The organism is Lacrimispora sp. (assembly GCF_046972725.1).
Classification (GTDB): Bacteria; Bacillota; Clostridia; order Lachnospirales; family Lachnospiraceae; genus Lacrimispora.
This window is the reverse complement of record NZ_JBKVXF010000001.1, coordinates 1,201,847-1,227,245: the sequence shown is the minus strand read 5'-3', so window position 1 is coordinate 1,227,245 and position 25,399 is coordinate 1,201,847. Positions and strand designations below refer to the sequence as shown.

21 protein-coding genes are annotated in these 25,399 nt (G+C 42.9%); 15 read left to right on the top strand and 6 right to left on the bottom strand.

Annotated elements, in window-relative coordinates:
• Nucleotides 1-48 precede the first annotated feature (48 nt).
• Together ACLTWA_RS05900 and pfkA are read left to right on the top strand one after the other, a co-directional pair.
• Nucleotides 49-3,531 (top strand): DNA polymerase III subunit alpha, encoded by a 3,483-nt coding sequence (locus tag ACLTWA_RS05900; RefSeq protein ID WP_412326655.1) that lies wholly within the window; start codon nt 49-51, stop codon nt 3,529-3,531.
• A 65-nt stretch (nt 3,532-3,596) separates the two neighbouring features.
• On the top strand, nt 3,597-4,571 hold the full coding sequence (pfkA, locus tag ACLTWA_RS05895; RefSeq protein ID WP_412326654.1) for a 6-phosphofructokinase: 975 nt from the start codon (nt 3,597-3,599) through the stop codon (nt 4,569-4,571).
• Nucleotides 4,572-4,658: 87 nt separating this feature from the next.
• Here pfkA and ACLTWA_RS05890 read toward each other — a convergent pair whose 3' ends face one another.
• A complete protein-coding gene (locus ACLTWA_RS05890) occupies nt 4,659-5,495 on the bottom strand; it encodes an alpha/beta hydrolase (RefSeq protein WP_412326653.1) in 837 nt (278 codons plus the stop codon).
• A 37-nt stretch (nt 5,496-5,532) separates the two neighbouring features.
• Nucleotides 5,533-6,873 carry an ABC transporter substrate-binding protein gene (locus ACLTWA_RS05885; RefSeq protein WP_412327189.1) on the bottom strand — a complete coding sequence of 447 codons (1,341 nt, stop codon included), beginning with the start codon at nt 6,871-6,873 and terminating at the stop codon, nt 5,533-5,535.
• Between the two features lie 351 nt (nt 6,874-7,224).
• Here ACLTWA_RS05885 and ACLTWA_RS05880 point away from each other — a divergent pair, with 351 nt between their 5' ends.
• On the top strand, nt 7,225-8,241 hold the full coding sequence (locus ACLTWA_RS05880) for a LacI family DNA-binding transcriptional regulator (protein WP_412326652.1): 1,017 nt from the start codon (nt 7,225-7,227) through the stop codon (nt 8,239-8,241).
• Between the two features lie 34 nt (nt 8,242-8,275).
• The gene (locus ACLTWA_RS05875) at nt 8,276-9,412 is read left to right on the top strand and encodes a glycoside hydrolase family 105 protein (RefSeq protein WP_412326651.1); all 1,137 of its coding nucleotides are present in this window, start codon (nt 8,276-8,278) and stop codon (nt 9,410-9,412) included.
• A gap of 50 nt (nt 9,413-9,462) precedes the next feature.
• Here ACLTWA_RS05875 and ACLTWA_RS05870 read toward each other — a convergent pair whose 3' ends face one another.
• Entirely contained in the window at nt 9,463-10,329 is an 867-nt protein-coding gene (locus ACLTWA_RS05870; protein ID WP_412326650.1) for an AraC family transcriptional regulator, read from the bottom strand.
• Between the two features lie 230 nt (nt 10,330-10,559).
• Here ACLTWA_RS05870 and ACLTWA_RS05865 point away from each other — a divergent pair, with 230 nt between their 5' ends.
• From ACLTWA_RS05865 to ACLTWA_RS05840, 6 genes are all read left to right on the top strand, one after another.
• Nucleotides 10,560-11,939: an ABC transporter substrate-binding protein gene (locus tag ACLTWA_RS05865; protein WP_412326649.1), complete on the top strand. Its 1,380-nt coding sequence runs from the start codon at nt 10,560-10,562 to the stop codon at nt 11,937-11,939.
• 91 nt (nt 11,940-12,030) lie between these two features.
• Nucleotides 12,031-12,699: a hypothetical protein gene (locus ACLTWA_RS05860; protein WP_412326648.1), complete on the top strand. Its 669-nt coding sequence runs from the start codon at nt 12,031-12,033 to the stop codon at nt 12,697-12,699.
• A gap of 5 nt (nt 12,700-12,704) precedes the next feature.
• Nucleotides 12,705-13,604: a carbohydrate ABC transporter permease gene (locus ACLTWA_RS05855; RefSeq protein ID WP_412326647.1), complete on the top strand. Its 900-nt coding sequence runs from the start codon at nt 12,705-12,707 to the stop codon at nt 13,602-13,604.
• Nucleotides 13,605-13,609: 5 nt separating this feature from the next.
• The gene (locus ACLTWA_RS05850; RefSeq protein ID WP_412326646.1) at nt 13,610-14,461 is read left to right on the top strand and encodes a carbohydrate ABC transporter permease; all 852 of its coding nucleotides are present in this window, start codon (nt 13,610-13,612) and stop codon (nt 14,459-14,461) included.
• Nucleotides 14,462-14,539: 78 nt separating this feature from the next.
• Nucleotides 14,540-16,093, top strand: a complete 1,554-nt coding sequence (locus ACLTWA_RS05845; RefSeq protein WP_412326645.1) for a glycoside hydrolase family 28 protein — start codon at nt 14,540-14,542, stop codon at nt 16,091-16,093.
• Nucleotides 16,094-16,107: 14 nt separating this feature from the next.
• On the top strand, nt 16,108-16,938 hold the full coding sequence (locus ACLTWA_RS05840) for a sugar phosphate isomerase/epimerase family protein (protein ID WP_412326644.1): 831 nt from the start codon (nt 16,108-16,110) through the stop codon (nt 16,936-16,938).
• Nucleotides 16,939-17,015: 77 nt separating this feature from the next.
• On the opposite strand, the gene ACLTWA_RS05835 is transcribed toward ACLTWA_RS05840, so the two are convergent.
• Nucleotides 17,016-17,582, bottom strand: a complete 567-nt coding sequence (locus ACLTWA_RS05835) for a TetR/AcrR family transcriptional regulator (protein ID WP_412326643.1) — start codon at nt 17,580-17,582, stop codon at nt 17,016-17,018.
• Nucleotides 17,583-17,724: 142 nt separating this feature from the next.
• Between ACLTWA_RS05835 and ACLTWA_RS05830 the strand changes: the two genes are divergently transcribed.
• Complete coding sequence (locus ACLTWA_RS05830) at nt 17,725-18,861, top strand: alpha/beta fold hydrolase (protein ID WP_412326642.1); 1,137 nt, start codon at nt 17,725-17,727, stop codon at nt 18,859-18,861.
• Between the two features lie 164 nt (nt 18,862-19,025).
• On the opposite strand, the gene ACLTWA_RS05825 is transcribed toward ACLTWA_RS05830, so the two are convergent.
• Nucleotides 19,026-20,516, bottom strand: coding sequence for a tagaturonate reductase (locus ACLTWA_RS05825; protein WP_412326641.1), 1,491 nt, complete (start codon nt 20,514-20,516; stop codon nt 19,026-19,028).
• 37 nt (nt 20,517-20,553) lie between these two features.
• Nucleotides 20,554-22,035: a UxaA family hydrolase gene (locus ACLTWA_RS05820; RefSeq protein WP_412326640.1), complete on the bottom strand. Its 1,482-nt coding sequence runs from the start codon at nt 22,033-22,035 to the stop codon at nt 20,554-20,556.
• A gap of 310 nt (nt 22,036-22,345) precedes the next feature.
• Here ACLTWA_RS05820 and ACLTWA_RS05815 point away from each other — a divergent pair, with 310 nt between their 5' ends.
• The 4 genes from ACLTWA_RS05815 to greA all read left to right on the top strand — a co-directional run bounded on the left by ACLTWA_RS05815 (nt 22,346) and on the right by greA (nt 25,386).
• Nucleotides 22,346-23,353 (top strand): LacI family DNA-binding transcriptional regulator, encoded by a 1,008-nt coding sequence (locus tag ACLTWA_RS05815; protein ID WP_412326639.1) that lies wholly within the window; start codon nt 22,346-22,348, stop codon nt 23,351-23,353.
• 129 nt (nt 23,354-23,482) lie between these two features.
• Nucleotides 23,483-23,839, top strand: coding sequence for a DUF6145 family protein (locus ACLTWA_RS05810; RefSeq protein WP_412326638.1), 357 nt, complete (start codon nt 23,483-23,485; stop codon nt 23,837-23,839).
• Nucleotides 23,836-24,804: a tRNA dihydrouridine synthase DusB gene (gene dusB, locus ACLTWA_RS05805; RefSeq protein WP_412326637.1), complete on the top strand. Its 969-nt coding sequence runs from the start codon at nt 23,836-23,838 to the stop codon at nt 24,802-24,804. The genes ACLTWA_RS05810 and dusB overlap by 4 nt, the downstream gene beginning before the upstream one ends.
• Before the next feature lie 99 nt (nt 24,805-24,903).
• Nucleotides 24,904-25,386 (top strand): transcription elongation factor GreA, encoded by a 483-nt coding sequence (greA, locus tag ACLTWA_RS05800; protein ID WP_104436990.1) that lies wholly within the window; start codon nt 24,904-24,906, stop codon nt 25,384-25,386.
• Nucleotides 25,387-25,399 lie beyond the last annotated feature (13 nt).

Below are 25,399 nucleotides of genomic sequence, written 5' to 3'. Positions count from 1 at the left end.
TGTTTATGTTATAATAGAAGAAATGAGAACAAAAGGAGATACGGACAGATGGCATTTACGCATTTACACGTCCATACGGAATATAGTCTGTTAGATGGTTCCAGTAAGATCAAGGAGCTGGTGCACAGGGTGAAGGAACTGGGCATGGACAGCGTGGCAATTACGGACCATGGTGTCATGTATGGAGTGATTGATTTTTACAGAGCTGCCAGAGAAGCGGAAGTGAAGCCCATTATCGGGTGTGAAGTGTACGTGACCTCTGGCTCCAGGTTTGACAGAGAGAACGTAAGCGGAGAAGACCGGTACTACCATCTGGTTCTTTTGGCGGAGAATAATCAGGGCTATCAGAATCTCATGAAGATCGTTTCCAAGGGATTTGTGGATGGTTTTTATTATAAACCGCGAGTGGATTATGAAGTCTTGCAAGAATATCATGAAGGTATCATTGCCCTGAGTGCATGTCTGGCTGGAGAGGTGCAGCGGTTTATCAGCCGTGGCATGTATGAGCAGGGAAAGGCAGCAGCTCTTCATTACCAGGAGATATTCGGTAAGAATAACTTTTTTCTGGAGTTACAGGATCACGGCATTCCTGCCCAGAAGACGGTAAATCAGGGCCTTCTTCGCATGAGCGAGGAAACCGGGATTGAATTGGTTGCCACCAATGACATTCATTACACCTACGCAGAGGATGTGGCTCCCCATGATATTCTTTTATGCATACAGACAGGAAAAAAGGTGACGGACGAAAACCGCATGCGCTATGAGGGAGGGCAGTATTACTGTAAATCGGAAGAGGACATGAAAAAACTCTTTCCTTACGCAGGACAGGCCATAGAGAATACCCATAAGATTGCCATGCGGTGCAATGTGGAGATAGAATTTGGAGTGACGAAACTTCCAAAATATGACGTACCGGAAGGATATGATTCCTGGACTTACTTAAATAAGCTTTGTACGGAAGGGTTTGAAAACCATTATCCGGATGACGATGGGACCTTAAAAGAACGGCTTGATTATGAACTGGATGTTATTCACTCCATGGGCTATGTGGATTACTTCCTGATTGTGTGGGATTTTATCCATTATGCAAGGTCCAGGGATATTATGGTAGGTCCGGGACGGGGATCGGCTGCCGGAAGTATTGTTTCCTATTGCCTGGGAATTACCAATATTGATCCCATCCGCTATAATCTCCTTTTTGAGCGTTTCTTAAATCCGGAACGTATATCCATGCCCGATATTGATATCGATTTCTGCTTCGAACGGCGGCAGGAGGTCATTGATTATGTGGTACAGAAGTATGGGAAGGAGCAGGTGGTGCAGATCGTCACCTTTGGTACCCTTGCGGCAAAAGGTGTGGTCCGTGACGTTGGAAGGGTTCTTGATATGCCCTATGCGCGCTGTGACGCCATTGCAAAGATGATTCCGGGAGATCTTGGCATGACCCTTGAAAAGGCCTTAAAACAAAGCCCTGATCTGCGGAATGCATACAACGATGATCCAGAGGTAAAGTATCTGATTGATATGTCCATGAGACTGGAAGGGCTTCCAAGGCATACCTCCATGCATGCGGCGGGAGTTGTGATCAGCCGGACGTCTGTGGATGAATACGTTCCTTTATCAAGAGCCTCTGACGGAACCATTACCACGCAGTTCACCATGACAACTCTGGAGGAGCTTGGTCTTTTAAAGATGGATTTTCTTGGCCTTCGGACCCTGACTGTCATTCAGAATGCGGTAAAGGGCGTAGAGAAAAACAGGAATATAACCATTGATATGGACCAAATTGATTATAACGACAAGGCTGTCCTGGATTCCATCGGAACCGGTAAGGATGAAGGCGTGTTCCAGCTGGAAAGTTCGGGAATGAAAAGCTTTATGAAGGAGCTAAAGCCGGAGAGCCTGGAAGATATTATTGCCGGAATCTCTCTTTACCGTCCGGGTCCCATGGATTTTATTCCCAAATATCTAAAGGGAAAGAATGACCGGAACTCCATCACCTATGACTGTCCCCAGCTGGTGCCCATATTAGGGCCTACCCACGGATGCATCGTGTATCAGGAACAGGTAATGCAGATCGTAAGGGATCTGGCCGGATATACTATGGGACGAAGCGATCTGGTCCGCAGAGCCATGTCAAAGAAGAAGACTTACGTCATGGAAAAGGAACGGCAGAACTTTGTCTATGGAAACAAGGAGGAAGGCGTTGCCGGATGCATTTCCAACGGAATCGATGAAAAGGTCGCCAACCGCATCTACGATGAGATGATTGACTTTGCAAAATATGCGTTTAACAAGTCCCATGCGGCGGCCTATGCGGTGGTTTCCTACCAGACGGCCTATTTAAAATATTACTATCCACAGGAATTTATGGCAGCCTTATTAACGTCTGTTATGGATAATGTTTCAAAGGTTTCGGAATACATTCTAAACTGCAGACAGATGGGGATATCCATTCTTCCGCCGGATATCAACGAGGGGGAAAGCGGCTTTTCCGTATCAGGCAATGCGATCCGGTACGGTTTATCAGCCATTAAAAGCGTTGGAAAGTCGGTGGTAGAGCTGATTGTTTCAGAACGGGAAGAGAATGGTATATTCCATGATCTGGAGGATTTTATTGACCGCATGAGTAATAAGGAAGTCAATAAAAGAACTCTGGAGAACTTTATAAAGTCAGGAGCCCTTGACACTCTTCCCGGCACGAGAAAGCAAAAACTGATGATTGCACCGGAACTTCTGGAACAAAGGAACAAGGAGCGCAAAAGTACTATGGATGGCCAGATGACCTTGTTTGACTTCGCAGGAGATGAAGAAAAAAGCCGTTATCAGGTCACGTTTCCGGATGTGGGAGAATTTTTAAAAGAGGATATTCTGGCATTTGAAAAAGAGACGCTTGGCATCTACTTAAGCGGTCATCCGCTGGAAGCCTATGAATCCACCTGGAGAAATAATATTACGGCAGTTACCAATGATTTTATTGTGGATGAAGAAACGGAAGCAGCCAAGGTCATGGACGGTGCCTATGTGACCATCGGAGGTATGATTACCGCCAAAACCGTAAAAACTACAAGAAACAATAAAATGATGGCATTTATTACTCTGGAAGATCTTTTAGGTTCTGTGGAAGTCGTTGTTTTTCCAAAAGATTATGAGAGCAAACGGGAGCTGTTTGTAGAAGAATCCAAAGTGTTTATCCAGGGAAGGGTTTCCATCGGCGATGATCCGGTAGGAAAACTGATCTGCGAGCGGGTAACTCCTTTTACGGACCTGCCTAAGGAGCTTTGGCTGAAATTCCCGGATAAAGAAGAATACGTGTCAAAAGAACGGGAGATTCTTGATGACTTAAAAGAATCCGAGGGAAATGACTCTGTGATTATTTATCTGGAGAAGGAGAGGGCAAAAAAGGTACTGCCTTCCAACCGGAATGTGAATGCCGATGGAGCGCTTGTGGATCATCTGGTAAAAAAACTTGGTGAAAAAAATGTCAAAGTTGTGGAAAAAAAACTTGAAAAGATTGGGAAAATGAATTAGAATACAACATGTACGAAATGAAAAACAAATAAAAATAGATATCCGTAAATCAGGAGGAAGTTACTATGGCAAATCAAGTTAAAACCATTGGCGTATTAACCAGCGGCGGCGATGCACCTGGGATGAATGCTGCGATCCGTGCCGTTGTCAGGACTGCAATCCATAAAGGGTTAAAGGTAAAGGGAATTATGAGGGGATACGCGGGCCTTCTGCAGGAGGAAATTGTGGATATGGACAGCACCAGTGTATCTGATATCATTCACCGCGGAGGAACCATTCTTTATACAGCCAGATGTCAGGAGTTTATCACAGCCGAGGGACAGAAAAAAGGCGCTGAGATCTGCCGGAAGCACAATATTGACGGCATTGTTGTAATTGGCGGAGACGGTTCCTTTCGCGGGGCCGGTAAGCTGTCTGCACTTGGAATCAATACCATCGGACTTCCGGGAACCATAGATTTGGATATTGCATGTACGGACTACACCATTGGTTTTGACACTGCCGTAAATACGGCCATGGAAGCCATTGATAAGGTCCGTGATACATCGACCTCCCACGAACGCTGCAGCATCATTGAGGTAATGGGACGCAATGCAGGCTATATTGCTCTCTGGTGCGGCTTTGCCAACGGTGCGGAGGATATTCTTCTTCCGGAGCGGTATGACGGTGACGAGCAGTCTTTGATCAACCGTATCATAGACAACAGAAAGCGCGGGAAAAAGCATCATATCATCATCAATGCGGAAGGAATCGGCCATTCTGCATCCATGGCAAGAAGAATTGAGGCTGCAACCGGCATTGAAACTAGGGCAACCATATTGGGACATATGCAAAGAGGCGGAGCGCCTACCTGCAAAGACCGTGTCTACGCTTCCATTATGGGGGCAAGAGCAGTGGAACTTCTTTGCGCGGGAAAAAGCAACCGTGTCGTGGGCTATAAGCATGGAGACTATGTTGATATTGATATCCAGGAAGCTCTGGCTATGACAAAAGACATTCCGGAAGACCAGTATCAGATCAGCAAGATGCTGGTGAGATAAAACAGCCATAGATAAATAAGAAATAAAAAATGCGTCTTGATAAGGCTTACAGGCCCTGTCAAGACGCATTTTTTGTATATCCTGTTGTTACAGATTTTCCATCCAGGTATGAACCAGAGGAATCCAGCTTTGACACTGAGGAACAATGTATTTTCCGTCTTCTCCGGAGACCTCCGGTGTCGCCAGAGATAACCCGTGGCAGCCTACCGGATAGATATGCATTTCCACATTTACTCCGTGCCCGGTGAGCGCGTCGGCCAGCAGATAGCTGTTTTTTACGGGAACCGCATCGTCCGTGGAGGTATGCCAGATAAATGTCTTTGGAGTATGGGGTCCAACCTGGTGCTCCAGGGATACAAGACGGCGGCTGGCTTCATCCTCTGCCCTGGTTCCTAACAGATTGATAAAGGAACCGGGATGACAACAGGGACCGGAAGAAATGACCGGATAACCAAGAATCAGACCATTCGGCTGGATATCGCCGGGAGTAACCTTAAGAGGGCCGTAAAGAAATTCCTGATTCCAGAAGGCCCCAAGGCTGCAGGCCAGATGTCCGCCAGCAGAAAAACCGGCCACAATGATTTTTTCCGGGTCAATCTGCCATTCCGATGCACGGGAGCGAACCGATGATACGGCTGCAGCCAGCTCCATCTGGGGATAAGGAAAAACATCGGGAGCCACGCTGTAATGCAAAACAAAGGCATGGTATCCCATAGACAGAAACTGCATGGCTACCGGTTCCCCTTCCCGGTCCGATAAATGCCCGTAACCGCCGCCCGGGCAGATAATCACTGCCGGACGTCTGCGGTCACTGGAAAGGGATATCGGATCAAGGATATAAGCGTTCAGACTGGCGGGAGCAGTTGATTTTTTATGACCTGCCTGCTCCTCTGAAACGAAAATCTTCTGTGTAAACTGCTTCATAATCCGGCCCATCCTTTCTCACAGCATAATAAATGTATTAGTCTTCTTCTAAAATGGTTACTACACCATCGTATAAAGTTTTTGCAGCTTCCTCTGGAGTAATATCCTTTGAGCTTAATTTACCGAATACTTTGTAATACAATCCGTCTGGGTTTGCTTTTAATTCGCTGTTGTCGAACTGAGGATCCTGAAGGAATTTGCAGTAATCCAATACTTTTGCATTTGCTTCCTTAGTCATAGCATCACCGATATTCTTTTCTTCAAGAACCTTGATAGCAGCAGCAGAGCAAGGAACACCGCGGGTCGTTGATAAAATTTCCACACCCTCCGGATCATTTAAGAGATAGTTTAATAACATGGCAGCTTCTTTTGGATACTTTGTAGATGCTTTGATTGCAAAGTTCATGGAAATCTTGGTGGAACCACCGTTAAAATCACCAAATTTGATGAAGTCACCAATGATGAATTCCTGTCCCGGCTTGTTCACACTTCCTTCCAGAGCAGCTTTTACCTTGGAAACGCCGGAATCCCATTCTAAAAGTCCTGCATATTTACCGTCGATCCATTTTGCATTCTTATCAAGGGAATCAGCCATATCACCGCTGATGGTTGCGATCGTAGGAATTACATGTTCGTCTTCTAATTTTCTTAAGAAATCCATACCTTCCTTGATCTCAGCTTCCGTGTAGTTTAATTTACCGTCTTCGATCCACTCTTTTCCGTACTTGGATTCCAGATAGTATACCATGAAGATGGCACGGTCATATTCGCCCAGAGCCAGAGGATAGTAGTCATCGCCATATGCCTTGAAAGCAGCACCGGCAGCCAGAAGAGATGCTTCATCTGTTGGAATTGCAGCCCCAACCTCATCAAAAGTGGTCTTGTTCCAGTAGAATAAACGTCCGGTTAAGGAAATCGGAACAGCCATCAGCTTTCCGTTGATTTCATTGGATTTTAATTTATCCTGTGGAAACTGAGTCAAATCAAGAACATCGGAGTACTGGTTAAGGTCTAAGTAGGATTCTCCGCCTCTGCTGTAATCCTTTACCCAGTTGGAACCGATCTGAATGATATCAGCACATTCTCCGCTTAAGATGCCAAGAGACTGTTTCTCTTCCCAGCCTGTCCATGCGCCGTATTCTGTTTCAACCTTAATGTTCGGGTATTTCTCCATAAATTTCTTAACTGCTTCTTCGGTTGCAGTATGTCTGTCATCACCGCCCCACCAGGAAATACGAAGCGTTGCATCACCGCCTTCTCCGTCTGCCTGAGCTGTGTTTTCCGCTTTCCCCTGGGAACCGCCGCATGCTGTCAGGGATAATCCCATAGCAGCTGCTAAAGCGATTGCCATAACTTTGGTCAGCTTTTTTTTCATAATTTGTTCCTCACTTTCTTTTGCCGTATGTTTTAGCAAGTAGTTACGGCTTTCTGCCGAATTTCTAAATAGAGTGTAAGCACTTACACACTCCAACTATATTACCATAAGTTACAAAAGATAAAAGGTAAAAAATGAATAAAAATAGAATAATTTATTATGAATATTATCCAAAAGAAGGCCGGATTTTGCGTGTTAAAAATCTAACATTTTGAAGTATAATGAAATAAGCATAAAATAATGCCATATAATTATGAAAATAAATAAGAAATACACAAAAAACTTCCGATTGGTTGCAAACCTTTGCAACAAGGTTCATATATGCTATGATAGTCTTAAAGGGAGGGGATAGGAATGTCAGTAACGATAAAAGACATTGCTGTTTGCGCAGGCGTCTCTTATTCCATGGTCTCACGGGCTTTAAACGGCAGCGGGTCTGTGGAAGAAAAGAAAAAGGAGAAGATTCTTAAGATTGCCCGTGCACTTGAGTATGTGCCGAATCAGGCGGCAGTTACTTTAAAAAAGTCAAGATCAAATATTATCGGGCTATGCTTTTCCACCATAAGCAGGTCCACATCACCGTTTGTTCTGCACAACGTGCTGATTGGTGTAAACAGTGTCATTGGAAGTAAATATCATGTGATCGTAAAATGTATGGATATGCATGAGCCGGGAACCTTGAACCGGAGCAATTTTGATGGTCTGCTAATCATGTCCCAGGGAGACTGGGATGGGGAATTCATAGAGGAAGCCTGGGAGAAAAAGATCCCCATGGTAGCCATCAGCCGGAGGGTATCCAAAGATATCCCTGCGGTTGTTACGGATGAGCAGGGAGGAATGGAAAAAGCCATGGAGCATCTTTTAAAAAACGGGCATAGAAAGATTGGAGTGATAGAAGGTGACCCTGATCTGGAGGCAACGCTGCTCCGCCATGAGGGCTTTAACCGGGCAGCAAAACGGTGGGGACTTGATGCCGGAAGCATTCCCGTAGAATACGGGAATTACCGCTATAACAGCGGAAGGCTGGCCGCAGGAAGACTTCTTGACAATCATAAGGAGTTGACCGCATTGTTGTGCTTTAACGATGAGATGGCCGCCGGTGCGGCCAATGCTGCTGCGGAGAGAGGGCTGAAGGTGCCGGAGGATATTTCATTGACAGGATTTGACAACCTGGATATTTCCGGTTATGCTGATATGAGGCTGACCACCGTGGAACGGAATGCCACAAGGATTGCCGTGGAGGGAACGAAAATGCTTCTAACCTACATGGAGGAGGGAATCCGGCCGGAAGATGTATGGCTGGAAAACCGCCTGGTGGAAAGGGAATCCGTAAAAAACCGAATTTGTATGGAACAGCCGCAGGATAAATAAATTCAGACAAGAACGCAGAGAGAGGAAGACGAGCATGGATGCAATTGAAAGGTATATCAATGAGCTGATGGAGAAAAGCACGCCGGACCGTCCGGTCTGGAACATTGAGAAGATTCTTCAGGGGGAAAAGTCAGGCTGGAATTATATAGACGGCTGTATGATCAAAGCAATCTTAGAGATGTATGCCATTACAAAAAATTCCAGATATCTGGAATTTGCCGATGCTTTTATTGATCACCGGGTGAGAGAGGATGGCACCATCGACGGTTATGACGTGGAGGAGAAAAATATTGACAATGTCAATGCAGGAAAAACACTGTTTGAACTTTATGACCTGACCGGTAAGGAAAAATACAGAAAAGCCATTGATCTGGTTTACAGCCAGATCGAAATGATGCCAAGAACCAAAGAAGGCAATTTCTGGCATAAAAATATATATCCCAATCAGGTATGGCTTGACGGCCTTTACATGTGCCAGCCGTTCTATATGGAATATGAGACCCGTTTCAATAACAAAAAGAACTGCAGTGATATCTACCGCCAGTTCATGAATGTAAAAGAGCACATGAAGGATACGGAGACCGGCCTTTATTATCATGCCTATGATTCCGAACGGGAGATGTTCTGGTGCGATAAGGTTACCGGATTATCCCAGAATTTCTGGCTGCGGGCACTTGGCTGGTATGCCATGGCTTTACTGGATACCATGGACAAGGCCGATCCTGCCGATGCAGAAGAATTAAAAGGGATGAAAGAAGAATTTATAGATCTTATTGATTCCATGCTAAAGTACCAGGATGAAAGCGGTATGTGGTATCAGGTAGTCAATTTAGGCGGAATGGACCAAAATTATCTGGAAACCAGCGGCAGCGCCATATTTTCCTATGCGATTTTAAGAGGGGTGCGTTTGGGATATCTTCCCGAATCCTATGCTCAGTACGGCAAGAAGGCATTTGAGGGAATCTGTGAAAGGTATCTTGATCTTGAAAAAGGCAACATGAGCCTTGGCGGTATTTGCCTTGTAGCAGGACTTGGGGGAAAGGGAAGAAGAAACGGCACATTTGACTATTATATGTCAGAGCCCGTTGTAAAAGATGATGCAAAGGGAGTGGGACCGTTCCTTCTGGCCTATACGGAGATGAAACGGACTGGCTGGGAATTTCATTGCTGATCAATAACCGAAGGACCGGAGCCAATCCATACAGGCTCCGGTCCTTCGGTTTAGCTTAAGCTGTTCTGGGCATATTTTTTCGGAGAAATACCGGTTTTTTTGGTAAATGCTTTAAAAAAATTGCTGTAATCATTAAAGCCGCACATGCTGTATACCTCATTGACGCTGTAGCCGCCTGACAAAAGCGTCTGGGCCAGTTCAATGCGGCGGGTTGTGATATAGGAGTTAATCGTAGTCCCGGTCCCTTTCTTAAAAAGTCTGCAAAGGTAAGAAGAACTTAGATAAAAATGAGCGGCTATTTCACCAATGCTTAGGGGGGAATCGATATTGTGATGGATATAGGTGATAATATCGGCTACTTTACTGTTGAAATACTGTCTCTGATCTTTGGTTGCATCACCAAGAGATGCATCAATCGTCATTTTTGTAATAAAGACCATAAATTCTGCAAAGGCAGAACGCTCCTCCACATCTTGTCCAAAGCCTCCCTCTGTGGATAATTTATTAATATAGTAAGTAAGACGTCTCTGCTGGCTCTGGTTCAATGCAATGCGGTGGGAAAATTTCTCCGGCCGGTGGGTAAAGCAGTAGGTCAAGTCCGTCAATGGTGTTGAAATGGATTTCAAATAACCGGGATCAATAAAAACAGCATACCGTTCATGGGGCGCAGAAGTATCCATCTGCAGTACCTGATGCTTTTCGTGCTGGTTGATCATAAACAAATTGCCAGGTTCTATCCGGTAATTTTTTTCATCTATTAAAAATGTCCGCCCGCCGCTGATGGAGAAGTAAAATTCATAGCATTGGTGACTGTGCATACTTAATATGCCTGATTCCTTATGAAGATGTGCAATAGAGAAGTATCTGGAGGCCATACAGTGGTCAATTCCGTCTGAATATGAGGTAAGTACTTTCATAAATCGTAATCTCCTTGGCTAATATTACTAAAATTATATCATAGGATGTCAATATATGCAATGTTTTGTGCTGTATTTGAAATGAATTATAACATAAGAGGTGTTATAATATAGAAAAAGCACAGTGTAAGCGCTTACGCAGAAGGGTAGAAAATTGTCGAAATGTGTAAATATTGCACCGGGCTTTTTAAGAACTCATTTATGAGTGTAAGAAAAAAGGAGAGAGAAAGATGAGAAAAATCAAACAGTGGACAGCGATGGGGTTAGCGGCTGTTATGGCTATGTCTTTGTCTGCCTGCGGAAGCAGTAAAAGCAGCACCACAGAATCTACCGGTGCAGCTGAAACGACCAAAGAGGCAGAGACAACTTCGGCAGAGGCTTCAGGCACAACTTCCGGAGAGCCGGTGGAACTCAAGTTTTCCTGGTGGGGTGGTGATACCAGACACGCAGCAACAGAAGAGGCAATCAAAGCTTTTGAAGCAAAGTACCCGAATATTAAAGTAACTCCGGAGTACGGTGCATGGACAGGCTGGGAAGAAAAGCAGTCCTTAAATATCTTGGGCGGCAATGCGGCTGATGTTATGCAGATCAACTGGAACTGGATTGAATCTTACAGCCAGGGCGGTAAATCATTCGCTAATCTGGAAGATTACTCCGACGTTCTTGATTTGACACAGTTCACACCAGAAAGTCTTAACCTTTGCAAAGTGGATAACAAATTAATGGCTGTTCCGATTTCTTTGACCGGACGTTTGTTCTACTGGAACAAGACTGCTTTTGATGAGGTTGGAGTTGCAATTCCTACCGATCTCGATTCTCTGTATGCAGCTGGGGAAGCATTTAAGGCAAAAGATCCTGATATGTATCCGCTTGCACTTGGCGAATATGACCGCATGATCTTAATGGTATATTATCTGGAATCTAAATATGGCAAAAACTGGGTAGAAGATGGGGCAATTAATTACACTGAAGATGAAGTAAAAGACGGTATGGATTTCATTACCGGACTTGAAACAAAGCATGTCATTCCGACTCTGGCTACCATTCAGGGCGATATGGCTGATTCTCTTGATAAGAATGCAAAATGGATTGACGGAAAGTATGCCGGTATCTTTGAATGGGATTCCTCTGCTTCCAAATTCAAAAAAGCGCTTGAAGGCAGTGTAAACAAGCCAGGACAGGAATTTGTAGTTGGTGATTTCGTTAAGATGGGCGACAACAACGGCGGATTTACTAAAATTTCTATGGCATTTGCAGTTTCAGCCAATTCTCAGCATCCAAAGGAAGCTGCTATGCTGATCAATTTCCTGTTAAATGATGAGGAAGGCGTTAAGATCAGTTCAACAGAGCGTGGAATTCCATGTTCAGCAGCTGGCTTAAAGATTCTTGAAGACAATAAGCTTGGAGATCCGCTTACTATTGAAGCCAATACAAAGGTTATGGAGTACAGCAAGTTTACTCTGGACCCCAAATTTGAGCACAATGATTTAAAGGCGAATCCAGACGGCGTTTACTACAAAGTATTTGGTAAGTTAAGTGCCGGTGAAATTGATTCTAAAGAGGCTGCAAGCGAGCTGATCAAGGGAGTTACTGATACATTGGAAAGCTGATTTGACGAGACGTTAAAAAAGCAATAAATATTTCATAAGAGCCGCCATAATGATATGGCGGCTCCCATAGAGAAAAGGGCAGACAAAAGTCATGGAATGCAGAAACGAGACATTGAAACCATACCAGCTGACAGGAGCGGTACAGATGTATGAGGCTACCGGAGAAGAAGCTTACAAAGAATTTGTGCTGACCCGTTTAAATACGCTGGAGGCCCCGGAAGGGACGGCAGAAGGTCTGCCGATGCAGGATTATTTAGCTTATTTTTTTGCTTATGGGCAAACAGACAATGAGGAATACAGGCAGAAGATTGAGTCAGCAGTCAATTCAAAGGAATGGTCTTTGGATTTCATGCCATTTATCACGGCGTATGAGACAAAGTATAAAAGAAAAGAACATTATAATGAAATTGCTGCCATGTTTCGGAATAAAGCATCATTTACAGGAAGTGAACTGATTGCTTTGATCGAAACCATCAGTCAGATGTCAGAAGAGATCTATGAATATTATAGGGAATTAAGGGATTTGTTTAAGGTTATAGTCACGGAGAAGATGAAAAACCTCCCGAATTCTTCTGAAATTTTGGAAATCGGTTATTCCATCCTGAGGGCATGCAATATCGGCGTGCTTCAAACGGAGAAATACAGCAATTTCGGGGAACTTGCATGGCAAACTATCGCGGGGAACGATAATCAAACATGGGCTGGGTTAGAAAACATGATCCGCGCACAACATATTATACTTAAAAAACAGGAGGTATAAGCAGTATGAAGTCTAAGGGTATTCACAAGTTCCTGACAGAAAATGCAGGATTCTTCTTCGTATTACCGTGGCTGATTGGATTTATACTTTTTAAGGTTTATCCGTTCGCTTCTTCACTGTACTACAGCTTTACAAATTATGATCTGTTTAATGGTGTTACAAAAACAGGTCTGATGAACTATGATAAGATTTTCACGGATTCTGATATTAGAAGAGCTTTCTTTGTAACATTCAAATATGCTATTTTTGATGTTCCGTTAAAGCTGTTATTTGCATTGTTCATTGCATATATTCTAAATTTTAAACTAAAAGGTGTTAACTTTTTCAGAACTGCATATTACATTCCTTCCATTTTGGGCGGTTCCATTGCAATTGCCATTTTATGGAGAGCTGTATTTAATACCGACGGTCTGATCAATACTGTAATTGGTGTTTTCGGTGCAGAAAAAATCAACTGGATGGCAACTCCAAACGGTGCGTTGGCTGTTATCGTACTTCTTCGTGTATGGCAGTTTGGTTCTGCCATGGTTATCTTCCTGGCAGCTTTAAAGGGAGTATCGGAAGATTTATACGAGGCGGCTTCAATCGACGGAGCAGGAAAGTGGACTCAGTTCTTCAAGATCACAGTGCCGCTTATCACACCGGTTATTTTCTACAATCTGATTACTCAGTTATGCCAGGCGTTCCAGGAATTTAACGGACCATTCCTTGTAACAAAGGGTGGACCCAACGGAGCAACAACATTGATTTCCATTTTAATCTACAATAATGCGTTCTTACGTCATAAGATGGGTATGGCAAGTGCACAGGCATGGATTCTGTTCCTGATCGTCATGACCTTTACGGCAGTAGCGTTTGTAAGCCAGAAGAAATGGGTTTATTATTCAGATGAGGACGGGAGGTAGATGACATGACGAAAGAAACAAGAAGACAAATCAGCACAGTAATCCGTTATACATTACTTATCTTGGTTGGCTTTATTATGGTATATCCCCTGATCTGGATGGTGGGAGCTACTTTTAAGACGAACTCAGAGATTTTTACCAGTGCATGGTTCTGGCCTAAGAATCCGGTAATGGATGGCTATGACAACGCATTTGTTGATTACGGCGGAAAGATCAATCTGATCAAATCCATGCTTAATACCTATAAGATCGTAGTACCGAAGGTTATATTTACTGTTATATCTGCTACACTTACTGCTTACGGTTTCGGACGTTTTGAATTTAAAGGAAAAGCAATCCTTTTCTCTTTAATGATTTCCACTCTGTTCTTACCTCAGGTAGTTTTAAATGCACCTCAGTATATTATGTTTAACCAGTGGGGCTGGACTAACTCTTACCTTCCCCTGGTAATTCCTTCTCTGTTTGCAGGTGATACCTATTTCTTATTCATGCTGGTACAGTTTTTAAGAGGTGTTCCAAAGGAACTTGAGGAAGCTGCAAGGATTGACGGATGTAATTCCATTAAGACCTTATGGTATGTAATTGTTCCTATGTTAAAACCATCACTGGTTTCTGTTGCGCTTTTCCAGTTCATGTGGACGTGCAATGATTTCATGGGACCCCTTATTTATGTTTCCGATATGCCCAAATATACAAACTCCATATACTTACGTATGTCCATGGATGGTGATGTCGGATTTCAGTGGAATAGAATTTTGGCAATGTCCTTAATTTCCATCATTCCATCTCTGATCGTGTTCTTCTGTGCACAGGATGCATTTATCGACGGTATCGCTGCCGGAGGCGTAAAAGGTTAATTTAAAAAAATGGGCGTAGTATACGATTGCTGCGCCCTTTTTGAATATTCAAAAAAGAAAAGATGAGGTTAAGTCAGAATGAAACTTAGGGTTGCTTTAAAGACTGCACGTTCTGTAACCATTGAAACAATCACAGAGCAAATCTATGAGTATGAGACTCCGGGAACAATTTTTGTAAACGGAGAGAATTATGGAACTACAACAAAAGTCGTATTTACTTTATTTGACTTAAAGCCGGATATGGATTATAATATCTGTTTGGAAAGAGACGGAGAAAAAGCAGAAGCAGCCTTCCATACAGATTATGAGTTTGTAACAGTCAATGTGCGGGAGGTCGGTGCAAAGGGCGATGGCATCCAGGATGATACTTCTTTCATTCAGGCGGCAATCATGGCCTGCCCCAAGGATGGAAGAGTGCTCATTCCAAGAGGTACCTACCGTATCACCAGTCTGTTTTTAAAGAGTCATATTAAGATAGAACTTGCCGAAGGCGCTGAACTTCAGGCGGATACGGACCGTAACAAATTCCCCAGATTTCCAGGCGTCATAGAAAGCTATGATGAAAAGGAAGATTATAATCTGGGAACGTGGGAGGGCAACCCCCTTCCGATGTTTGCAGGGATTATTACCGGTATCGATGTGGAAGATGTTGTAATTTACGGCAGAGGACTGATCAATGGACAGGCGGATTTTGACAACTGGTGGCACGATGTCCGCCAGATGAAGATTGCCTTCCGCCCCCGTATGGTATTTTTGGAAAGATGTAAGAATGTCCGCTTACAGGGATTTTCTTTAAAGGACAGCCCTGCATGGGTGCTTCACCCATACTTCAGTCAGGATTTAAAATTTATTGATCTGACTATCAATAATCCTGCCAATTCCCATAATACAGACGGACTGGATCCGGAGTCCTGTAAAGATGTTGAGATACTTGGCCTTCATTTTTCCTTAGGAGATGACTGTATTGCTATTAAGTCCGGCAAGATTTATATGGGAAGAAAGTTCAAAACTCCTTCTGAAAATATTATGATCCGTCAGTGCCTGATGGAAAACGGACACGGAGCAGTTACCGTAGGAAGTGAAGTTGGGGCAGGAGTAAAGAACATCCATGTGGAAAACTGTCTGTTCCGTCATACGGACAGAGGTCTTAGAATTAAGACCAGAAGAGGGCGGGGCAAGGACTCTGTGCTTTCCGAGATTTATTTTGACCATATCCATATGGATCATGTCATGACGCCATTTGTGGCAAACTGCTTTTATTTCTGCGATCCGGATGGAAAATCCGAATACGTACAGTCCCGGAAAGCGCTTCCTGTGGATGAGCGGACACCTGAAATTAAAAGACTGTATTTTACCAATATTAAAGCAGAAAACTGTCACGTGGCAGCTTCCTTCTTTTACGGACTTCCGGAAAAGAAAATTGAACGTATTGAATTGAGGAATGTGGAAGTTTCCTTTGCTGAGGATGCGAAAAAAGGAACTCCTGCCATGTTAAGCGGTATGGATGAGTGTTCTAAAAAAGGATTCCTGATCAATAACGTAGAAACCCTGGTTTGTGATAATGTAAAGATTTCCGGCCAGGAAGGGGAAGCCTTTGAGACAGCCAATGTGGATCATTATGAAGTGAAATAAAGGAGGGGTTTATTATGCAGATTGGAATTCGGTTACACGATGTTGCTCCTGGAACCATTGAGGAGAGGGTAAAAATAGCCCACGAACAGGGATTTACCTGTGTTCATCTGGCTTTATCAAAAACAGTCAAAGATCATTCAGTGGAGAATACTGCACTGACGCCTGGCTATGCCACCTATCTGCGCAAGCTGTTTGAAAAATATGATATGGATATTGCGGTATTGGGATGTTATCTGAATCTGGCTCATCCGGACCCGGAAGAGCTTAAGAAAATCCAGGAGCGTTATTTTGCACATCTTCGGTTTGCTTCTATGTTAGGCTGCAGCGTTGTAGGAACGGAAACTGGAGCCCCTAATGCGGAATACCGTTTTGTACCAGCCAGCCATACAGAAGAATCTCTTCAGATTTTTATTAAGAATCTGCGCCCGGTTGTGGAATGTGCGGAAAAGTTTGGTGTCATTATGGCGATTGAGCCGGTATGGAGCCATATTGTTTATGATTCCAAGCAGGCTTTAAAGGTATTAAAGGAAATTGATTCTCCGAACTTGAGAATCATACTGGATCCGGTGAACCTTCTTTCCGTGGAAAACAGCGGACATTATGAGGAAGTGATTGCAGAAGCCATCAAAGACCTGGGAGAATATACCGATGTGGTACATATGAAAGACTTTGTAATTGAAGGTGAGAAAGTAGTTTCCAGTGCACCGGGAACTGGTACCATGAAGTATGATACGATTCTGGATTTTGTAAAAAAAGATAAGCCATTTGTTCAGATGACAATTGAAGACAGCAAACCAGATAATGCAGAATGGTCAAGGAAGTTTCTTGAAGATTACAAATTCTGATATTACCTGAAGAAAAAGGACCTCCAGGAGTTAGACCTAAAATCCAACTTATGGAGGTCAGCTTTAATCCCCAGAAGTCATGTTTTCTCTGATAGAGGAAACAATATTTTCTGGTGCAGTTTTTCACCATAAGCTAATGCTGCGGAGTCTACTCCATGAGTAAGGGTCCAATCTAAAATATCCAGAACAATATCCGTTCCGAACGTCGCTATTAGTTCCGTAGATACCGCCGTTTCTGTAAATTGAATATCCAAATATTTTTTCCAGTAGTAAAAGAGAGTTTCTTTATAGTTTTTCTTTAAATCATAACCTTGTTCTGTAACATGAAAAAGTGATTGTATGATGTCTTTTTGTTTTTCGATTTCATTATAAAATTCAATTAATGAAATTTCAAAATTATTATTAAATAATGAGTTGATCCGTTTTTTTACAATATCCTGAAACAGGGCGGTCTGATTTGAAACTATTTTTTCCAGCAGATCATATTTATCAAGGTAATGCAAATAAAAGGTTGATCTGCTGGTTAACGCTTCTTCGCAAATATTTCCAATGGTAATGGATCGAAACTCTTTTTTATTGAGCAGTGCCAACAATGCTTTCTCAATATTTTGTTTTGTTTTTTTTATCCGAATGTCTTGAGCCAATTAAATACCCCCTTTTTGTCAGATTGCGGTCATTAATAGTACACATTGTCCATTTATAGACATCGTATCATATTTTGATAATTGATTCAAGGGTTAATGATGGCTATAATGAAGTCATATAACAATGAAGGGAGTAAGAAAAATGTTTTATGAATATGTTAAAGGAAATCAGCAAATGAACTTACAAATGAATCGGCAATTGTCCGCTTTTAAAGATGACTTACGGGTAAAAGAAGATCTGTCAGGTATTATTCCAAGTTTAACTGATTTAAATTCGTGGTTTGAAACATGGTATAGATTCGGAGAAAAACGGGAATTAAATGGAGATTATGATTTGGCCTGTGTATACTTTTCCTTGGCGCAGTTTTATCTGAAAAAGAATGATGAAAATAAGAAAGATACGGTCCACCGCTACTTGAATAATTTTTATCTCAGTTATAAAGGACTGGAATATGAATCATATGAAGTTCCATATGATAATTCTTTTTTGCCTGCCATAAAAATCGAAATGAATCCGAATGCAACAAAAACATTACTGGTAATCAGCGGGTTTGACAGCTTTATGGAAGAAATTCTCGCAGTAATCGGCCTGTTTAAGGGAACGGATTATAATATCATTCTATTTGATGGACCAGGTCAAGGGCGTGCTTTAATTGATAATGATTTAAAGTTTACTCCCTACTTTGAAAACCCGGTTTCTGCTCTTTTGGATTATTTTGGGTTAGATGAGGTTGACGCAATGGGAGTTTCCTGGGGTGGATATTTTGTAGTTAGAGCGGCGGCCTATGAAAAGAGGATCAAACGTGTTGTTTGTTTTGATTTCTTTTATGACGGCTTAAATGTTTTCCTAAATGGAATAGAAAAGAACTTAAAAGAGAGAATCATACAGCTTTTACATCAAGGTAACTCAGAGGAAGTAAATAAGTTGGTAAATGACGTAATTGGTGATAATCTGGATGCTCAATTCAAATTTAATAAAGGTTATGAAAATACAGGTGAAAATATCCCTTATGATCTGTTAAAAAATGTAGCGAACCATAATATAAGAGGATTGGGGGAACTGGTAACACAAGATGTCCTTTTATTAGCCGGAAAGGAAGATCAATATGTACCATTTGAAGATCTTATTTTAGAACAAAACGAATTAATAAATACAAGATCATTAGTGACAAAGATTTTCACGAAAGAAACCGGCGGAGAACAGCATTGTCAGGCAGGAAGATATGATCTGGCAATCAATGAAATCCGTTTATTCTTAGGAGAACCCGGATTATTATAATGGAAATGGAAAGAATGCAAAATAGTCTTGCGGCAAAATAGTGTGAAAAATGCGTCTTGATTCAGCTTTAAAAGCTGTTTCAAGGCGCATTTTCATACTATTAATAAGATTGTTTTTTAAAAGTGCTATCGCATATTCTTTTTGCTACAGCCTTTGCAGATCGGTTAGTTTAAGCAGTCTTTCATTACTTCATATGCACCTTTTTCTTCAATGGCCTTTAAGTATCCGGCTACTGCCTCTTCAAAACCAGGAATCTTGCTTAAATCCTCATCCCAGAAGTCAACATTGCTGCAGACTGCATGAGCAAGAGTCTGTGCATCATCATCCTTGTGGTCATAGAAGAATTGAAGGATCGGTTTATCATCCTTTACAGTATATTCATTGCCGGCAGGACGGGTTGCTACCAGGCCGTCATCGGTTAAATTCTTTCCATGATAGAATGCGATGTAGAATGCAAAAGATGCTGTGATACATTTTGGAAGAGTTCCTGTCTTATCGATATAACCCTTAAAGGAGGGCATAACCCTTGCTTTCCACTTGGAAGTAGAGTTAAGGGAGATGGCAAGCAGAGCATGATCGATGAATGGGTTTTTGAAGCGTTCTGTAACAGAAGCAGCAAAGCTCATAAGCTCCTCTTTTGGAAGAGTCAGAGTAGGAATGATCTCATCGTAAATGGTCTTGTTCATGAATCCACAGATCACTTCATCATCCATGCAGTTGCGGACAATATCCTGTCCAGCCAGGTATGCACCCAGTACAAAGGAGGTGTGGGCACCGTTTAAGATGCGGACCTTTCTCTGCTTATATGGCTTATGATCGTTGCAGATTAAGACCGGGAGGCCGGCTTCTTCAAATGGAAGTTCTTTCTTTAAATGCTCAGGACCTTCAATGACCCAGAAACCAAAGATCTCACTGGTATTGATGATGTTATCCTGATATCCTAATTCTTCGCAGATAGCAGCAGCTTCATTCCTTGGATATCCGGTTACGATTCGGTCTACCAGAGTGGAACAGAAGATATTTTCTGCCTTGATCCAGTTGATGAATTCTTCACCTAATTTCCACTGTTCTGCATATTTTAAAACACATTTTTCCAGTTCTTTTCCGTTATTGTCGATCAGCTCACAGGAGAGGATAACAAATCCTTTTCCGGCTTCTTTTCCGAACTTCTCAAATCTTCTATATAAGAACTGAGTCAGTTTTCCGGGATAACTGTCAGCCGGAACATCGGTAAACTGGCAGGAAGGATCATAGGCAATTCCTGCTTCGGTTGTGTTGCAGGCGATGAAGCGCAGCTCTGGATTATCTGCACAGGCAAGAACTGCTTCATAATCCTTATATGGATTTAAACATCTGCTTACACAGGAAATCACACGTTTTTCATTTACCTTTTTTCCGTTCTCGAATCCGCGGAGGAAGAGGGTATAAAGACCTTCCTGTTCGTTAATCATATCTGCAAGACCTGGGGCAATGGGCTGGCATAAAACGACTTTGGAGTTGAAACCGGTTTTTTCATTCAGCATATCAATAAAATAATCAACAAACGCTCTTAAAAAGTTTCCTTCTCCAAACTGCAGAACGCGCTCCGGTGCCTCTTTTAAAAGGTATCCGTCATAACCCTGCTTTTCCAGTGTTGCATAACATAACTTTTCCATTTGAATTAATCTCCTTTTTCCTTGTCACATAAATATATTATAGAGTCACGCCCCGCTTAAAGATAGCCATGTCGTGGAAGCCTGCTTCTTCGGATTTGACTTTTTTGCCGGAAGCTACTTCAATTACAAAATCAAAGAACTGATTCTTGAGAGTATCCATGTCTGTGCCTTCGACCAGGACTCCGCAGTTAAAATCGATCCAGTTACTCTTTTTGGTCGCCAGAGCCGTGTTGGTGGCAATCTTCATGGTTGGTACCGGACAGGCAAATGGAGTTCCGCGGCCTGTGGTAAATAGTACGATATGAGCTCCGGAAGCAGCCAGTGCTGTGGCAGCAACCAGATCATTACCAGGAGCGCTCAATAAGTTTAAGCCTTTGGTAGTTACGGCTTCGCCATATTTTAAGACATCTACGATGGTTGCACTTCCTGATTTCTGAATGCACCCTAAGGATTTGTCCTCAAGAGTGGAGATACCGCCCTTTTTGTTGCCCGGAGACGGATTTTCGTAAATGGTCTGATTATGGCTGGTAAAATAGTTTTTAAAGTCATTGATCAAGTTCACGGTCTTTTCAAAGGTCTCCTCATTCTGGCAGCGGTTCATGAGAAGTGTTTCCGCACCGAACATCTCAGGAACTTCTGTAAGAATGGTAGTACCGCCTTTGGAAACCAGCATATCAGAGAAAGCACCAACGGTAGGGTTGGCTGTGATTCCGGATAATCCGTCGGAACCGCCGCATTTCATTCCGATGATCAGCTCGCTGCAGCTGATTGGTTCCCTGTGAAAGGTGCCTGCATATTCCACTAACTCTTCAATCATTGCCATCGAGTCTTCCATCTCATCCTCAGATTCCTGAGCAACAAGGAATTTGACTCTGCGTTCATCATATTCCCCGATGTAGCGCTTTAATTCCTGAATGTTGCTGTTTTCGCATCCGAGTCCGAGTACCAGAACGCCTCCGGCGTTTGGATGGTTGATTAAGTCTGCAAGAATGGTTCTTGTATACTCCTGGTCATCGCCCATCTGGGAACAGCCGTATGGATGAGGAAAAGCTGCTACTTCGTCAATGGAACCGGTAACATATTTCTGTGAGGCCCGTTCAATGGCAGAAGCAATTTTATTCACGCATCCAACGGTTGGAATGATCCAGATCTCATTACGTACGCCAACTTTTCCGTTGGGTCTGCGGTATCCTAAAAAAGTACGGTCTTCTGTGGGAGCAAGATTAATTTCCTGTTTGTTATAAGTATAAGTAAGTAAGTCTCCTAAACCAGTTTTTAAATTGTGTGTGTGAATCCAGGCCCCTGCCGCAATATTCTCCTTTGCTATGCCAATGGCACAGCCGTATTTAATGACGGATGAGCCGGCAGGTATATCGGTAAGTGCAAATTTGTGTCCCTGAGGGATTTCTTCCAAAAGAGTTACTGCTGCCTGATCCACTTTCAAAGCAGAGCCGGACGCAAGAGGCTTTAATGCAACAGCTACGTTATCTTCCGGATGAATTTTGATAAAATCCTGCATAAGCTTCCTTTCCTTTCTTAGTACCAGTTTTTATATATTTACATTCAATGTAAGTACTTACATAAAACATACACCATTTTAACCTCATAGTCAATAGGGAAAGAGAAAAGAAAGGTTTTTCTTTTATGTAAGCCAAATGCGGCACAAATAATAACTCTTTTATTCCTATGTAAATAGGGAATAGCAGTTGATTTATCTGTAAATTTCCTGTATAATTGATTGAGAAAAGTGTAAGCGCTTACGCTCTCTTTCATAGCTGACGGAAAGCTGCCTTACCAACGTTGAAATTTATAATGTAAGAGGGACTACGATGAACATTTATGATATTGCACAGCTTGCGGGCGTTTCGATTGCTACTGTGTCCCGGGTGGTGAATGACAGCCCCCGTGTCAGTGAAAAGACAAAACAAAAAGTCAGGGTCATTATGGAAGAAAATGGCTATACACCGAACGTATTTGCCAGGGGGCTGGGACTGGATTCCATGAAAACTATTGGAATCATGTGTCCCGATGTGTCGGATGCCTATATGGCCGCGGCAGTAGCACATTTAGAGAGCCGCATGCATGAGTACGGTTATGACTGCATTTTATGCTGCAGCGGATTTGAGCAATCGGTCAAGGAAAAGTACGTGAGTCTTCTTCTTGCGAAAAGGATTGATGCTCTTATTATGGTCGGTTCCGTTTATGCAGGTTCCGGAGAGGATGACAGTACCGTCCAGTATGTCCGTGATGCGGCAAAGCAGGTCCCTGTATTTTTAATCAACGGATATCTTGATCATGAAAATGTTTACTGTTCTTACGGAGACGATTATCAGGCTACCTATGAAGTGACCAGTCAGATGATCGAACAGGGAAGAAAAAGAATTCTTTTTCTCTGTGATTCCCACTCCTACAGTGCGACCCAGAAGCTGGAAGGATATGAAGCCGCTTTAAAAAGTCATGGACTGCCTGTGCTAGGGGATTTAAAGCTCTATGTAAAAAACCGGATACATACGGTCCGGGATATTTTATTAGAACGCCGTGATTTGAATTTTGACAGCGTGGTTGCTACTGATGACGGTCTTGCAGTGGGAGCGATCAAGTATGCAAATTCAAAGCTTTTAAAGATACCGGAGGATTTATGCATCACCGGTTTTAACAATTCTGCCCTTTCCGTCTGCAGCGATCCGGAGCTTTCTTCTGTGGATAATAAGGTAGAAGAAATATGCAACTTAACCATCAGCAATATGATGAAAATCCTTCATGGAGATGCCGGTGAAGTCATTCGGGACAACAAAGTCCCCTGCAAGCTGATGAAGCGTTGCACCACGGATTTTTAATCTTGTTTTTTCTTTTTTGTTATGCTACAATATAAAGCCAGTAAAACATATGAAATCACCCTTTGGGCATGTTTTTACGCCTTAAAAAAGAAGGGTGTTTAGAAAGAAAGTGCGGTGTCAGGAATAAAGATGGAACATGATGGAGACAATGTGGTGCTGTGTGGTGCCAATTCCTATGAACAGAAATATTACTTTAACCAGCAGTTTTCAAGTCTCCCGGAAAGCATCAAGCAGGAACTGCAGATCATGTGTGTGCTTTATACGGAGGATGTGGGCGGAATTCTGATGCTTGAGTATAATCCGGACGGCACCCTGGAATTTAAAGTAACAGCACCGGAAAGCGATTATCTGTTTGATGAAATCGGAAGCGTGTTAAAGATCAAACAGTACCGGAGAGAAAAAAGAGAACTTCTGGAATCTTTAGAGATGTATTACCGGGTGTTTTATCTTGGAGAAGAATTGAATTACGGAGAGAAAGATACGTGAAGCTGAAAATTGGAAATGTCACGCTTGACAATAACCTGATACTGGCGCCGATGGCAGGAGTTACAGACCTGCCATTTCGTTTTCTCTGCAGGGAGCAGGGCTGCGGTATGGCAGTCACTGAGATGGTCAGCGCCAAAGCAATCTTATATAAAAACCGAAATACAAATGAACTGCTTGAAGTGGCAGAAGGAGAAGGCCCTGTAAGTGTTCAGCTTTTTGGGTCAGACCCCTCCATTATGGCAGCTATGGCAGCCCAGATTGAGTCCGGGCCTTTTGCATTCTTAGATGTAAATATGGGCTGTCCGGTGCCAAAGATCGTTAATAACGGCGAAGGTTCCGCTCTTATGAAGGATATCAAGCTGGCGGAGCGTATTTTATCTTCCATGATAAAAGCCGTAAAAAAGCCTGTGACGGTAAAGTTCAGAAAAGGATTTACGGAGAATGACATCAATGCGGTGGAGTTTGCTAAGATGGCTGAAAGCTGTGGAGTTGCAGCCGTCGCTGTCCACGGGCGGACCAGGGAACAGTACTATTCCGGTACTGCAGACTGGGATATCATCAGGAAAGTAAAGGAAGCGGTAGCCATTCCTGTTATAGGCAATGGGGATGTGTTTAAGCCGGAGGATGCAAAGGCACTTCTTGAAAAGACCGGATGTGACGGTGTCATGATCGCCAGAGGTGCCAAGGGAAATCCATGGATATTTAAAAGAACCCTTCATTATCTGGAGACAGGAATCCTTCTTCCGGAGCCGGATGCAAAGGAGATCAGCAAGATGATCCTCCGGCATGGCAGCATGCAGATGGAACGGAAAGGGGAGGAAGTTGCCATGAGGGAGATGCGCAAACACATGGCATGGTATACCGCCGGACTTCCTCATTCTGCCAAGCTGAGAAATGATATTAATCAGGTAGAAACCATGGACGAATTAAAGCGTTTCGTGGAAGAAAGAATCGGAGCTTTGTAACCAGTAAAACCAAGCAGAATTCTTGACATTTTCAGATGTTTACGCTATAATATCTGGAATGCGGATGAGCGAGTAAGAAACCAGGAGGAATCGAAAACCATGGTAGATAAGAAAAATATTTTAACCTACGAAGGTCTTAAAAGATACGAAGATGAGCTTCAGAACTTAAAAGTAGTTAAGAGAAAAGAAGTTGCCCAGAAGATCAAGGAAGCCAGAGAACAGGGCGACTTATCCGAGAATGCTGAGTATGATGCCGCTAAAGATGAGCAGAGAGATATTGAGCTGCGTATTGAAGAACTGGAAAAACTGCTCAAGAACGCAGAAGTCGTTGTTGAGGATGAAATCGATTTGGATAAGATTAACATCGGCTGTAAGGTAAAGGTCTACGATGTGGATGAAGATGAAGAGATGGAATTCAAGATCGTAGGCTCAACGGAAGCAAACAGCCTTCAAAATAAGATTTCCAACGAATCTCCGGTTGGTCAGGCGCTGATTGGCAAGAAAGTGGGAGACGTGGTTGATGTAGAGACACAGTCTGGTGTGATCCAGTATAAGGTTTTGGAGATCCAGCGAGTGTCATAGGCAAGATTTACTT

Bases quoted from the DNA above. Each gene is read 5' to 3' on its own strand.
- ACLTWA_RS05850 (WP_412326646.1), top strand. From the start codon at position 13,610: ATGACGAAAGAAACAAGAAGACAAATCAGCACAGTAATCCGTTATACA.
- ACLTWA_RS05825 (WP_412326641.1), bottom strand. From the start codon at position 20,516: ATGGAAAAGTTATGTTATGCAACACTGGAAAAGCAGGGTTATGACGGA.
- ACLTWA_RS05815 (WP_412326639.1), top strand. From the start codon at position 22,346: ATGAACATTTATGATATTGCACAGCTTGCGGGCGTTTCGATTGCTACT.
- ACLTWA_RS05855 (WP_412326647.1), top strand. From the start codon at position 12,705: ATGAAGTCTAAGGGTATTCACAAGTTCCTGACAGAAAATGCAGGATTC.
- ACLTWA_RS05870 (WP_412326650.1), bottom strand. From the start codon at position 10,329: ATGAAAGTACTTACCTCATATTCAGACGGAATTGACCACTGTATGGCC.
- ACLTWA_RS05830 (WP_412326642.1), top strand. From the start codon at position 17,725: ATGTTTTATGAATATGTTAAAGGAAATCAGCAAATGAACTTACAAATG.
- ACLTWA_RS05890 (WP_412326653.1), bottom strand. From the start codon at position 5,495: ATGAAGCAGTTTACACAGAAGATTTTCGTTTCAGAGGAGCAGGCAGGT.
- greA (WP_104436990.1), top strand. From the start codon at position 24,904: ATGGTAGATAAGAAAAATATTTTAACCTACGAAGGTCTTAAAAGATAC.
- ACLTWA_RS05900 (WP_412326655.1), top strand. From the start codon at position 49: ATGGCATTTACGCATTTACACGTCCATACGGAATATAGTCTGTTAGAT.
- ACLTWA_RS05875 (WP_412326651.1), top strand. From the start codon at position 8,276: ATGGATGCAATTGAAAGGTATATCAATGAGCTGATGGAGAAAAGCACG.
- ACLTWA_RS05865 (WP_412326649.1), top strand. From the start codon at position 10,560: ATGAGAAAAATCAAACAGTGGACAGCGATGGGGTTAGCGGCTGTTATG.
- ACLTWA_RS05845 (WP_412326645.1), top strand. From the start codon at position 14,540: ATGAAACTTAGGGTTGCTTTAAAGACTGCACGTTCTGTAACCATTGAA.
- ACLTWA_RS05810 (WP_412326638.1), top strand. From the start codon at position 23,483: ATGGAACATGATGGAGACAATGTGGTGCTGTGTGGTGCCAATTCCTAT.
- pfkA (WP_412326654.1), top strand. From the start codon at position 3,597: ATGGCAAATCAAGTTAAAACCATTGGCGTATTAACCAGCGGCGGCGAT.
- ACLTWA_RS05820 (WP_412326640.1), bottom strand. From the start codon at position 22,035: ATGCAGGATTTTATCAAAATTCATCCGGAAGATAACGTAGCTGTTGCA.
- ACLTWA_RS05840 (WP_412326644.1), top strand. From the start codon at position 16,108: ATGCAGATTGGAATTCGGTTACACGATGTTGCTCCTGGAACCATTGAG.
- ACLTWA_RS05880 (WP_412326652.1), top strand. From the start codon at position 7,225: ATGTCAGTAACGATAAAAGACATTGCTGTTTGCGCAGGCGTCTCTTAT.
- ACLTWA_RS05860 (WP_412326648.1), top strand. From the start codon at position 12,031: ATGGAATGCAGAAACGAGACATTGAAACCATACCAGCTGACAGGAGCG.